Source organism: Streptomyces sp. NPDC051664 (assembly GCF_044453545.1).
Classification (GTDB): domain Bacteria; phylum Actinomycetota; class Actinomycetes; order Streptomycetales; family Streptomycetaceae; genus Streptomyces.
This window is the reverse complement of record NZ_JBITCU010000003.1, coordinates 293,412-305,991: the sequence shown is the minus strand read 5'-3', so window position 1 is coordinate 305,991 and position 12,580 is coordinate 293,412. Positions and strand designations below refer to the sequence as shown.

The 12,580-nt window shown below is 69.2% G+C and carries 12 protein-coding genes; all 12 read right to left on the bottom strand.

Translation table 11 applies throughout. The features are described from left to right. Positions 1-3: 3 nt before the first annotated feature. The gene (locus tag ACIA8E_RS07610) at positions 4-885 is read right to left on the bottom strand and encodes a hypothetical protein (protein WP_399295559.1); all 882 of its coding nucleotides are present in this window, start codon (positions 883-885) and stop codon (positions 4-6) included. A 303-nt stretch (positions 886-1,188) separates the two neighbouring features. Next, entirely contained in the window at positions 1,189-1,875 is a 687-nt protein-coding gene (locus ACIA8E_RS07605) for a hypothetical protein (protein WP_399295557.1), read from the bottom strand. A gap of 569 nt (positions 1,876-2,444) precedes the next feature. Next, positions 2,445-3,452 carry a hypothetical protein gene (locus tag ACIA8E_RS07600; protein WP_399295555.1) on the bottom strand — a complete coding sequence of 336 codons (1,008 nt, stop codon included), beginning with the start codon at positions 3,450-3,452 and terminating at the stop codon, positions 2,445-2,447. A gap of 87 nt (positions 3,453-3,539) precedes the next feature. After that, the gene (locus ACIA8E_RS07595) at positions 3,540-5,000 is read right to left on the bottom strand and encodes a hypothetical protein (RefSeq protein WP_399295553.1); all 1,461 of its coding nucleotides are present in this window, start codon (positions 4,998-5,000) and stop codon (positions 3,540-3,542) included. Then, positions 5,000-8,248 (bottom strand): hypothetical protein, encoded by a 3,249-nt coding sequence (locus tag ACIA8E_RS07590; RefSeq protein WP_399295552.1) that lies wholly within the window; start codon positions 8,246-8,248, stop codon positions 5,000-5,002. The genes ACIA8E_RS07595 and ACIA8E_RS07590 overlap by 1 nt, the downstream gene beginning before the upstream one ends. An 86-nt stretch (positions 8,249-8,334) precedes the next feature. Next, positions 8,335-8,559 carry a hypothetical protein gene (locus tag ACIA8E_RS07585; RefSeq protein WP_399295550.1) on the bottom strand — a complete coding sequence of 75 codons (225 nt, stop codon included), beginning with the start codon at positions 8,557-8,559 and terminating at the stop codon, positions 8,335-8,337. A 5-nt stretch (positions 8,560-8,564) separates the two neighbouring features. Then, on the bottom strand, positions 8,565-9,107 hold the full coding sequence (locus ACIA8E_RS07580) for a hypothetical protein (protein WP_399295548.1): 543 nt from the start codon (positions 9,105-9,107) through the stop codon (positions 8,565-8,567). Between the two features lie 237 nt (positions 9,108-9,344). After that, on the bottom strand, positions 9,345-9,722 hold the full coding sequence (locus tag ACIA8E_RS07575; protein WP_399295546.1) for a hypothetical protein: 378 nt from the start codon (positions 9,720-9,722) through the stop codon (positions 9,345-9,347). After that, positions 9,719-10,318 (bottom strand): hypothetical protein, encoded by a 600-nt coding sequence (locus ACIA8E_RS07570; RefSeq protein ID WP_399295544.1) that lies wholly within the window; start codon positions 10,316-10,318, stop codon positions 9,719-9,721. The genes ACIA8E_RS07575 and ACIA8E_RS07570 overlap by 4 nt, the downstream gene beginning before the upstream one ends. Further along, entirely contained in the window at positions 10,309-11,115 is an 807-nt protein-coding gene (locus ACIA8E_RS07565) for a hypothetical protein (protein WP_399295542.1), read from the bottom strand. Before ACIA8E_RS07565 ends, ACIA8E_RS07570 begins: the two co-directional genes overlap by 10 nt. After that, positions 11,115-11,822 carry a hypothetical protein gene (locus tag ACIA8E_RS07560; protein ID WP_399295540.1) on the bottom strand — a complete coding sequence of 236 codons (708 nt, stop codon included), beginning with the start codon at positions 11,820-11,822 and terminating at the stop codon, positions 11,115-11,117. The genes ACIA8E_RS07565 and ACIA8E_RS07560 overlap by 1 nt, the downstream gene beginning before the upstream one ends. A 2-nt stretch (positions 11,823-11,824) precedes the next feature. Then, on the bottom strand, positions 11,825-12,409 hold the full coding sequence (locus tag ACIA8E_RS07555) for a hypothetical protein (RefSeq protein WP_399295538.1): 585 nt from the start codon (positions 12,407-12,409) through the stop codon (positions 11,825-11,827). Positions 12,410-12,580: the final 171 nt, after the last annotated feature.

Here is a 12,580-nt window from a genome sequence, read left to right as displayed (position 1 = left end):
TCCTTAGAGGCTGATCATCAGCACGCGGATGTTGATCTGGATGCGGTTGTAGGTGGCACCGCCCGTACCCCGGTCGAACGTCACATCGAGGGGGATGTTCACCGTGGCGCCTGGACCCAGAAGGTTCGCGTTGTGGAACGTCTTCGTGGTCTGCACGTGGACGTCCGTGTTGAGCGAGGACCCGGCGTTCCGGGTGTAATACATCTCGTCGGTGTCCTGGCCGTACCCCGCTCCGGCGCCCGCCGGGAGGTTGAAGTCGACGTCGACTTCACGCCACACAATGAGCAGCGCATCGCGACACGGGTCCGGGTTCGTGACGTCGGTTGAGAACGAGGCGCCCGGCTGGTCGAACCCGTTGGGCACCGTCAGGTTGGGGTACATCCGCTCTTCGAAGTACGACACGAACGACGCTTTGCCGCGCGGCTCGCTCCGCAGCACTCCGTCGCTGCCGCACACGACCACGCCACCGCTGGTATCAGCACTGCACGCGTAGGGCCACGTTCCCGTTGCCACGGTCAGCGGGGCGCCGGCTGAGCCGTCGCCGCCCAGACCGCAGCCGGTGGTGACAGTCGCGTCCGCAGCCGCGGGTACGAACAGCCCGTCATCGCCACCGACAACGAGGGTGTTGCCCGCGTCGGTCGACAGATGCGCGCTGATGACACCGGTCGCAGGGTCGTACGCCGCGCCCGGTCCCGCCGAGATACACGGCCGAACGTCGTCACACGACACACCGGCAGCCACAGGTACGAACAGCCCGTCATCGCCACCGACGACGAGGGTGTTGCCCGCGTCGGTCGACAGGTGCGCGCTGATGACGCCGGTCGCGGGGTCGTACGCTGCGCCCGGGCCGGCCGAGATGCACGGCCGAACGTCGTCACACGACACATCGGCGGCGTCTGCGTTGATGACGTAGGGGGTGGCTGTGCTGCCGTCTCCTTCGACGGTGACGCCAGCACCAGCCGTGACGGCGCAGGTGCATCGGGAGCCGCCGCATCCACATCGGGCCAAGAGAATCATCTCCGCATGTCGGAGTTCCTCGCCCGGCCCAAAACCAGCAACTACCGGGAGTCTAGAGCAGGGGGCCCGTGTCCGGACGTGTCCGGACAAGCAGCGGACATCCGCCGGACACCCACGAACGGTGGGCACGGACGACCGGACTGACCTGCTTGGACACTGTCCGGACAGGTGTCAGCCGTAGAGCTCGACAATGACGATCCCGCCGCCGCCGTCCGATCCGGCCTGGGTCGATCCGTTGACGGACACGCTGCCGCCTGCCCCGCCGCCCCAGCCACGCGCCGATGTTCCCGGGCCGTTGGTTGCGCGTCCGTACCCGCCATGGCCGAGGTGGGACGCGCCGCCCATTCCAGCGAGACCGGACGTACCGCTCAGGCGGATCGCACCCTCTCCTGCCCCGCCGCCCTGGGCGAGTTGCCCGGACCCGCCGAACGGTCCGGGGATACCGCTGGCGGTCGTCATACCGGTGCCTGTCGTCATGCTCGCGGTCCCGCCGTCACCACCGGGGGCCACCACCAGGCCGCCGAAGGAGGAGTTGCCCCCCGTGACACCGGGCTGGTTCGCGGTCCCGCCAGCGCCGCCCGCGCCGACCACGATGGTCTCCACGGCGCCCAGCAGTGCGACGTCGATCAGTGAACTCGACCAGCCGCCGCCCGCGCCGCCGGGGCGGAAGATCGCTTCCCCCGGATCGGAGTCGGCGCCTCCCGATCCACCACCGGCCCCCTGCGCCTCGACCCGTACCCGGGCCAGCCACGGGTAGTCGGCCTTCTCGAACTGATGGGTGCCCGGCGAGCTGAACGTGATGACGTCACGCAGCCCCATGGTGCCCGGGACCAGGCACAATTCGCCCTCGTCGTTCACGACGAAGTACTCCCCGCACGCGCATACTGCGGCCGTCGGACTCACCCCACAACTGCGTAGTGTGCCCGGCCCAGAACCAGCGGCTTTACGAGGTTAGCTGCTGCGTCGGCTGCGGTGTTGCGGTCAGGTGGACGGCGATGCCTGCCCCGGCCGGCACAGCAGGCAGAAGGCCGAGGCCGAGGATGGCCCGGGTCCGCCACACTCGCACCGTCGCCTGCGTCGGCGTCGCCCGCTCCAGTACGACGGTGAGCGTCGACACGCCATCCGGAGCCGCGTCGACCGGGAGCGCGCCGACGACCGGTGCCGCAGTGAGCGGCGTCTCGTATGTCCATGTCGCCCGTCCGTCCTGCCCTGTCGTGACAACCGCAGCAACCGGAGCCCGGCCTGGCGGGCCCGGCGGACCCGGCGGTCCCGGGCGCCCCTCCTGCCCCTCATTCCCTTGGGGCCCTGCGGGGCCGGGGCGCGGCCTCTGGTTCTCCACCGACCGGGTGCGCCGGTCCAGGTCACGCAGCACACCGGTCAGAGGGCTTTCGACCGACCGCCTCGCCGAGGATCCACGGAGCGCCATGTCAGACCCCTGCCGGTGTGAGCTGCACGGTGACGCGTTCGCCGTCGGCGTCTTCCACGACCTTCATCCCGACGATCTTCAGACTCTGGGAGATGTTCCGGCACGTCGCCGTGGTGGTGACGTCCACGCACCAGCCAGGCACCAGGGAAGGGATATCGATCGCTGCTTCCGGCGAAAGGGTCGTCTGCTGCGAGTCGATGAACACCGGGGCCGGTGAGCTCGCCCGCCACCGGGACCGGGCCGCCAGCGTCGCGGACGCCTCGTCCAGCACCGACGTCTCCTCAACGGAGCGCTCCAGCAGCCCGTAGTACGGGTGGATGCCGCCCGCCTCACCCTTCACGTCGTCCTTGCCGTGGATCACCCAGCGGGTAGCCAGCGCAAGGCCGTCCTCGACGATGACCAGGCCATCAGGGAAGTCCGCGTCAGTCAGGGACCCGACGCGGCCGCAATGCTCCTCGGGCATCAGCAGGACCTTCGAGCCGACCGCGGTGTAGTCGAGTCCTGTCTCGGCCAAGTCCCGCAAGTGGTCGCCGGTCTGGCCGACATCCATCTCGTACTCGCGATCACCACGAATACGGGTCGGAGCAATGACTTCAACGCTGTGCCCGGGGTCGTCCGGGGCGAACCCGTCCTCGATCAGCCACAGTGCGATCTTCGCCAGCTCCTCGCCGGTGAACCGGATGCTGGCGTGCGGAACCCGCCTGTCGAGCCACGCCAGGATGTCCGCGGCCTGGATCTCCACCGTGCCGTCAGCGTTCCACTCGGGCGTGAGGATCGGCCCCTCCCAACAGGGATGACCGTCGCGGTAGATGGCGAGCTTGTGCCGCCATGAGCGGACTCGTGCGAGCTGAGCGCAGCAGTCCCCGTCCGGCTGCACCAGGATTTTGGCGGTCGAAATGTCGTCCAGCACTCGGGCCCACTCCACGGAGAGCAGGACGTCAGCGTTGGCGACGACAGCGCCGTCGCGGTCGATGATGCGGGCGGTGTGTGATCCGCAGCCAACTGGCATAGGGCGCACTCCTCGTGTCGAGGGGCGCCCGGCCCAGAACCAGCGGCGTCGTCAGCGTAGCCCGCGCGGCCGGTCTGGGCCGGGCGGTCAGTACTCGCGGCCGGACAGGGCAATCGAGATCGTGGCGTCGTCGGCCGGCGTGGCAATCGCGTCGGCCTCGATCAGGACGCAGTAGTTCGGGCAGTCGAGCAGCGGGAACTGGAGCGGTCCCCCGTTGCGGCCGTAGGCGTCGGAAGAGCTCTCCCACGTTCCGGCGCACGCCACCGACGCGCGCCCCACCTCCCCGTCCAGGACCACGGAGCCGCCCACGGGTACATACGCGATCTCGAAGACGCTGTGCGGATTGCACCGCTCTGCTTCAGCGACCTCCTCGCAAGACATGCCTGCGTGTTCCTCACGGCGCTCGAAGAACGTCACCGTGACGTGCCGCAGGGCCTTGCTGCCCGCATCCAACGTGATGAGCGGAGCGGCACCGAACCACCCGGGCCGGGAGCTCACGTCCAGCTCGTACACCGCGGTGTTGACGGCGAGCGCACTGCAGAAACACGTCTCGGGCGGAGGCGCCACCGGCGGGGCCGGGGTACGGCATGTCGGGTCGCCACACAGGGCGTCCATGTCGGGGCAGGCTGCCAGGCGACACGTGGTGTCACAGGGCAGGTCAAGCGTCTCGCGGTCCGGCCACGGCAGAGCACACGCGGCGTCCGTGAGCTCCACCGACACGGAGCCGGGCGGGCACGTGTCGCCCAGCTCGATACACACCGGGTCGTACGGATCGTCGATGCTGCGGTGCACGCACCAGGTGATGCACTCGGTCCCGTCGTCTGTCGGGATCTGGACGTCGAGCACGGGCACCGGGTCGCCCCACGCCCACGGTGTGGCCGCGGTGAGCACGAACTCCACGGTGAGGATGTCCGCGCCGGTCGAGCAGCCACCGGAGCCGGTACAACCGTTGCCGGTGCGGGCGACGACGCGAGGTCCTTCGACCAGGGCGACACGGCGCAAGGTCCTGCGGTGCTGGGCGGCGAACACGTCCGGCTCCTCGAACTCGGCCGGGCAGCAGTTGAACAGCGACAGGTCGCCCCCTGCGCAGCCTGCGCCTGTGCACCCTCCGCAGCCTGCACCTGTGCACCCTTCGAGGGCCTGCGCGAGCCACCGCAGACCGTAGTTGACGGCGCAGCAGGTCGCACCCAGGAGTACCGCGGTGACCGTGATGGTGCGCGGCAGGATGCGGGCCGGCCCCAGGGCGGCACTGCCCGCCGCCGACCGCGTCACGGTCCGTTGAACCGGGTGATCATCGAGACCGTCGACGGAGAGGACCAGGAGGCCCGCAAAGTCGGCGGACTCGGCCACGTCCGGGTCGTACCACGGGGCGCCGTCCGCCTCGGGGGTGGTGTACGGCTCGTCGCCCACCAGGACGGCGTCGAACGTCTCACAGCCGCACGCCGTGACGCTGTCGAGCGGGCTCCCGACCGACTGGAGGTAAGCGGCCAGGCGGGCGGAATTTGCGATCTCCGTCGCCCCGAACTGGAGCCACCACTCAAGCGCCATCAGATCCCCGCCGCCAATGCCATTCGGTTGATCACCCGGTGAGCTGTCGCATGCGCGTCGCCGACCTCGGTGATGTGGAAGGTGTTCGTGATCGATGTCGTGCCTGCACTGCTCGCCCTGTCGGCGGAGGCCTTACCGGCTCCGAGGATGTCGAGGAGCCCCGACTGTTCCGCAAGCTGCCGTGCCCGCTGGGGGCGCGTGAGCGGAATGATCACCTCGGGTCCGGCCTCGCCGACCAACGCAGGTGTGGCCGAGGTGACGATCCCGCCGTTGGCGAATGGGAGCAGCGACCTCACGGAACTGGGAAGGCCGCCCTTGATCTTGCCGATGATCTGCGCGCCGATGTTGCCGAGTGACGCCACGATCCTCCCCGGCAGGGACGAGAACAGGCTGACGATGCTGGAGATCAGCGAACTCACCGCGGACCGCGCCGACCCCAGCGCACTACGGAAAGCGCCCGCGATGCGCGACCCCAGCGACGACAGCGCCGAACCGATGCGCCCTGGCAGCCCAGCGAAGAACGTCACGACTGAGGCGCCCAACGACCGGGCCGTGGACAGCGCTGAAGTCCCGGCGCTCTGGAACAGCGCTACGACCCGGCCGGGCAGCGCCGCCAGTGCTGCGCCGATCCGTCCGGGCAGCGCGGAGAAGAACGCGACCGCCGAGGCCACGAAGCTGGCGACGGCTGTCGTCGCCGACGTGAACGCGGACTGCAGCGCGCCCATGATCGACGCGCCGAGGGAGGCGAGCGCGGAAACCACCTTGCCGGGGAGCTCGGTGAAAACGAAGACCAGCGCAGCAATGCCCGTGAGGACCGCGATGACCAGCGCGGCGATCGCCGATGTGAACAGGTTGATCAGCATCCCTCGCAGTGCCGCGAGGAACGCCATGATCTGTCCGGGCAGGGCGGTGAAGAACCCGACCACTGCGGCAAGGCCAGTCTGGACACCGGTCACGATGCTCTGCCACAGGCCGGTGAAGAACGTCACCAGGGTCGTCCCGAGGGACGTCAGCGCGCCGAGGATCTGGCCCGGCAAGTTGGTGATGAACGTGATTGCCGAGGCAAGCCCGCTGATCAGGCCGGCGAGCACAGTCACCACACCCTGGATGATCGGGACAACGGCGTTGATGATCGTCCACGACGCGAACCCCACACCGACCTGAAGGATCGAGCCGATCAGCTGGATCGCGAGGGCGTTCAGCGGGGCGAGGGCCTCGGCGAGCTGGGCGATCGGCGGCAGGATCGGGATAATCGCCTGCACGACCGCGTCGAACGCCGCGACGATCGGCGGGAGGACCGGGAGCAGCCCGTCGACCAGGGCAGTGAGCACGGGCACGACCGCAGCCGCTACCCGCCCGAGGACGTCCCCCAGCGTCGACAGCACCGGCGCCAGGCTCGCGACGAGTTGCGCGACCGCCTGGCCGACGCCCGCGTACAGGGGCTGCATGGCGGTCACGAGCATCGTGAACGCCTGGGCGACCTGTGGAAGGACCGGCATCAAGGCGCCGACGAGAGCCTGGATGATCGGTGCGAACAGTGCCACCAGGTTCTGCAAGACCGGGGCGAGCATCTGCGCGATGACGGCGACGAGTTCGCCGACGAGCGGCAGGAGCGGGGCAAGTGCGGTGATCACGGCCCCGATCGCGGCTCCGAGGGGACCAAGCGATGGGCCGATGGCGGCGAATGCCTGGGCGAGCGCGGTAGCAACACCTTGCAGCGACGGGGCGATCGCTGCGAGCGCCGGACCGAGCGAATTGATCAACCCGGTGAGTGCCGGGCCGAGGGCAGAGAACACGGGGGCGAGAGCGGGCGCAATCGCACCGATCTGTGTGACGAGGGCCGCCAGGATCGGGCCGAGCTGCGCCGCGATCGTGCCGACCGTCCGGAAGATGTTCCCGATGGCCTCCTGGCCCTGGGCGCTGCTCGCGAACGCGGCGAACGACCCGGTGATCTTCTGGATGTTCGCCAGCAACCCGGCACCCGACACGTTCGCCGCGTTGAAGACGCTCGAGATGATCGACCCGACGTTCTGGAGGATGCCGCCGAGCTGGGCGAAGACCGTGAGCGCCTGGTCGACCCAGCGCACCGCGTCCCCGCCCGAGGCGATCCGCTGGAGGAACTCTCCGAACCGCTCGCCGACGTTCGAGATCCCCGACGCCAGCTCGGCACCGAACCGGTCGGAGATGACGGCCGCGACCTGAAGAAAGCCAGCCGTGAGCTTGTTCGTGGTGGTGGCGAGGCCTCCGACCGCCGCCTCCGCGCCGCCGAGGATGCTCTTGACGTTCGAGACGCCCTTCGCGCTCTGGAGGTAGCCGGCAACCCCGCGCGCGGCACGCCCCCACTGGGCGGCGATGTTCGTCAACCCTTGGCGCAGCGGCCCGTTCAGCGCCTTCCCGACCGCGGTGAGCTGCCCCTCGAACTGGGAGAAGAACGCATCCTGGACGCTGTTCCGCAGCTGGTCGAACGCGGGCTTCATCGCCCGGACTTCCCTCGCCGCAGCGCGCGCCGCCGGGGAGAGGTCCTCCAGTGCCTTCGTGAACTCCTCGCCGGTACCGGTCAGCGCCGCCCCGAACGCCTCGCTGACACCAGTGAGCGCCAGACGCAACGCGCCAAGGGCCGCCTGGAACCCGAGGATCAACGCCGGAAACGCGGCGATGATCCCGGCCGCCGGAGCGAGAGCAGCACCGAGCACGAGAACGCCCTGTGCGGCCCCGGCCGCGGCAATGCCGATAGCGCCGAACTTCAACAGACCCGTCAGCGCCGACCCGACCCTGCCCGCGATCCCGGCAAGGCCCGACAGGGCACGACTGAACCGGTCGCTGTCGACGTTCGTGTTGACGTTGACCGTGATGTCGGGCGGGTTGTGCGCCCGGATACGGGCATCGAAGTCGTCGAGGTCGGGGACCACACGGATCGAGACCTCTTGGCCCGCGAGCAGCGCGCGAATGCGCTCAAGGAACCCGGTCAGATCCGGTGCGACCGGAAGGTTGATGCTCTGCAGGCTGCTCAGGCCGCGCAGGAGCGCCGCGTCGAAGCGGCTCAGGTCCGGGTCGACCCGGACAGAGACCGAGGTGGCGTCAAGACCCCGCTGGATGTTCCTGCGGATTTGGGCGCCCGTGTTTCGCGTCGCCCGGTCCAAAGCTCGCTGGATACGCAGACCGAGATCGCGGGCATCAGCAACAGCGTCCGCCGGATCAAGGACGATCGTGATCCGCGCCGAGCCGTAATCTTCGTCCTCGCCGGCCACCAGGCAACCTCACGCAAGTGCAGAGGATTGCCTGGCCCAAAACCAACGGCGTACGGCAGGCGTGCAGCCCGGCCGTGATCTCCAGACTAGCCGGTGCGGCCACCCGTGAGATTGGCGTCTTCAGCCGCGAGCTGTGCGGCAAGCGACTGCGCCCGGGCCATGTCGAGACCCGCTCCGGTCGGACTGGCCTGCCTCCCCGCCGGGGTGCGGCGCCGGCCTCCGGGCGGCGCGTACAGCTTGGCCCGGTTCCGCTGCCTCTCGGCGTCGTCCTCGGCTGCCGCCTCCATGGCCGCCTCAGCGGCGTTCAGCATCCGCTTCAGCGGCCACGTGTGCGGGTCGACGCCTTGGAGGGCGAGACTCCCATCCCACGCCTCCCAGGCGGCGGCGATGATGCCGCAGAGCCGCCAGACGACGTAGGAGGGCGCTGGCCATTGCCACCGCCGAACAGCTCGACGACCCACTCCAGGAGCTCGACCAGGACGCGGTCCGGGAGGCGCAGCCCGTCGACGATCCGGGCGTTCGCGAGCTCCGCCGCGTACTCCTCTGCCTCGGCTGCGTCCGCGAACGACTCCACGAGTTTCCCGTCCACGACGACGTCGACGCGGGTGAACAGCTCGGCGGACTCCGGCAGCATGAGGCGAGCGAGGAAGTCACGCAGCGCACGGGACACGTTGCGAAGCTGGGCGGGGTCGACGCCCGCCAGGTCGTCGAGGCTCACGCCGCTCGACTTCTGGGCATCAATGAGCGACTGGTACGCATCCATAAAGTCATCGCCCATGACCTCAGGTTGGAACAGCAGCTCGACGCCGCCGACATCGGCGACGTGGGGTTCAGTGTTCAGCGCGAACGTCTTCTTCACGGGTGTGCCCTTGTCTCCCGCGCGGTCGCCCGGCCCAAAACCAGCGGCGTACGGGGAAGGGTAGAGCAGCTCCAGCTCATCGAGCTGCGGAAGCGGCCTGACCCACTGTTGCCGCTCGACTACTGTGAGTCCCGGGTACGCCAGTCCTGACTGGTAGTTCAGCTGAGCCCCCTGCCGAACAGCATCAGCAGGGGGCTCAGTCGATTCCCGGATCAACTCCGCACAGCCGGGGCTCGGTCAGCGGCCCTCGCGAAGAGCGCGCTTCAAGAAGTTGTTGGGCTTCGTGCCAGGGTGCCGGACGTACGCGGCGTACACCACGCGACCGCCGACCTCGAACCGCAATGCCTTGGCGCGGCGCGGGCGGATGATGTGCGGCCTGGTTCCGTCGAGGACGAACCTCACTTTGGGGTGATCACACACGATGACGCCCTGGAGGCCCTTCGGCCCGTCCGTGACCTTCCAGGTGATGTAGCTGCCCATGGAGCCCGGCGCCTCGCGTTCCGCGATTCGGGCGACCCTCTCTGTCCGCTCGGCCAGCTTCCGCGCCGTTCGGCCACCGCGCAGCCGCAGCAGCCGGGAGATCTTGCCGGAGTCGATCCGCACCTCAACGCTCACGGCGACTCCTCGTCATCGGGGCACTGCCCGCAGCCCGGCAACGCCACGGTGACGCGCTGCTCCAGGCCGACGCACCCTCCTTCCGGCCCGACGGTCCGCTGAACGCCCATCACGAACCTCCGCCCGCGCGGCCGCTGTTCGGTGCCGGGCAGGCAGCACAGGAGGGCATTGAAGACCGTCGTCATGTCGACGTGGAGGACCTGCGCCGCCGCCGACAACTCGTCACAGGTGGGCGGACAGCCGGTCTCGGTGAACGTCGGGGCGCAGCGCAGCAGCGTGACGACCAACTCCAGGCCGGTGACCGTCGGCGGGGCACAGCCACGCACTCCCTGCACGACGCGGGCCTCGGCAGGGAAGTCGGCATCCGTGGACGGGAAGATCCGCGCCACCGAAACGGTGAGCTGCCCACCGGCGGACTCCGCGCCGCACGGGTCGTCGCAGGAGTCCCACGCCACGCTGCCAGGCACCACACAGGCCCGGCAGGAAGGACAGCCCGGCTGCCCGCCGATCTGGGACGCGGTGCGGTCGAGAGCGACGCACACGCAGCCGAGGACGGCTTCCGTCAGGTCGTGGATCGCCAGGGGGGTCAGGGCCATGTCGTCACTCGCGGGCGCTTGAAGTCCGGCGAGTAGACACGGGACGGCGACGTCATCCGGTATGGGTTCACCATGCTCAACCACAGGTCTGCGAGCGGTAGACCGGTCCGGCCCTCGCTGTAGAGCAGCGTGGGGTCGGGCATCTCCATCTCGACGCCTTGACGCACCATGCGCGTCAGATTCCGGTTCGACTTGCAGCCGCAGGAGCCTGCACCGCCGCAGCCCTTCAGCAAATGGCACGTCAGGTCGGACACGGCGGCGATCGCCGCGTCATCGAGCGGAAGGCCCCACCGGTACGTCACCGCGAACGTCCCCGGCTCGCTGGTCGGCGCGGACATGTCTTGGCAGTCCATCCAGCACTCGCCGTCGGTGCGCACAAGCTTGCCGGCCGAGTCGACCCGGTACGCCTCGGGGACCAGGGCCTCGCCGTCAACGAGCACCTCGACGACGTCGTACACCGGGCCGGGCAGGTAGACCTCGCAGAGCTCACCGCATGAGCAGTCCGACTTGCAGCCGCACGTCGAGGCGTTGCGCCAGATGCCGTCGGAGCCGATGTACGGGATCCACGGGCCGGTGCCTGTGCCCGTCTGGAAGCTGAAGAAGTCGTCTCCGGCGCAGGATCGCCTGCAAGGTCTCACGGTGACGGGGCACGGGCCCCAGCGTCGGCCGGACAGTCCCCAAAGGATCTGCGAGGCAACGCGGGCCCAGCGGTCCACCTCAGCTTGCTCCATCCCTTCCGGGACGTCGCAGCACAGCGAGACGGGCCAGGCGTCGCAGGGGCCGATCTGGAGCGGCATCAGCGCCTCCTCGTCTCGTACCGGCTCGGCTCGGGGAAGGCGCGGCGGATGAACTGGCCGACGTGCCCGCGCGCGAAAGAGTCGGGCATCGTCGACAGGAACGGGCTGTCCGGCCCGTAGCCGCGCGGTGCCCGGTGCAGGATCTTCACGTCCCGGATCTCCGTGCCGCCGAGCTGTGCAAGGTTGCCGTACAGGGATCGCTTGTGGAGGACGTCCAAGTCGCGTCCCACTTCAAGCACGTTGAGCATGCCGGCCCGTTCGACAGGAAGCGGGACGTGCAACTCGTAGGACAGCGGCTCGGGGTGCCCCAGGCTCTCCAGGAGCTCTCTGGTCTCCCGCATGCCGCGCAGGTACTTCCCCGAGGCGCGGGCGGCGTAGTACGCCTCCACCCTCCGCACCGGCCCGCGGTGGAAGACGGGCATCTCCGCCACGGGGTGCATGGCGAAGAAGTCGTCGTTGCACAGCAAGAAGTGCTCGGAGACGTCGGGGTGCTCACACGCCGCACGCACCGCCACGGTGGTGTTCTGGTACTTGGTGCCCGCTTGCCGGGTCGGGATGTGCCCGACACCGGCCGCCCATTGCGGCCGGTGCCCCACAAGCCACACCCGGCCGTGCGGAAGGTGGGCCGCCCACGAGCGCAGCGCGTAGCGCAGTTGCTCGTTGACGGCCCCTTCCCTCACCGGTACCACGATGTCGGGTACACCCATGGTCAGGAAGCCAGGCAGAGGCCGCCGGTGACCGGGGTGTAGTCGCACACGGGCTCCGGCGGGGCGACGGTCGTGATGAACGTCCTGCGGTGGCAGGTCGCGCCGAGCGGGGTGAGGAGCGGCCCGGCGGTGCCGGCCGCATCGAGCGGCATGACGTCGTACGGGCCGGTGCCCCAACCGCCGCCCGCACGGGTCGCACCGGTCAGCGTGAGCGACGCGGCTTCGCTGCCGACCTCCAGGTCCCCGAGCATGCCGTTGGTGACCCACGGGAGGAGGAAGTAGATCCACGCGCCCTCGCCCGCGCCGGTGGCCTCACAGGCCTCCGCGCCAAGGACCTCAGCCCACAGCTCCAAAGCGAACCCGGAGTTGCACTGAATCGAGCAGTCGTCGTAGCCGATCGGCTTCCCGTCGTACCCGTAGACCACCGGGTTGCCCGTGGTGATCTCAATGAACTCGGGGCTGACGCTGAAGAAGTTGAGCTCGGTGTCGAAGCCCTTGAAGCTCGGGCAGCCGCGCTTGAAGCCGCACACGCGGCCGTTCGCCGCCTTGTACTCGACGTCCTCGCCGTCCTCGACATTCGGGTTCATCTGGAGTGAAGCAAAGCAGTCGAAGACGAATCCGTTGTCTTCGCCACAGACCGGGCGACCACAGCCGTCAACCCGGGTAACGCGGATCGTGTCCGCGTTCGCGATCAGGGGGCAGGACATCTAGGGCCTCCAACAGACTTGCGTTGGCAGCCCGGCCCAAAACCAGCAGCG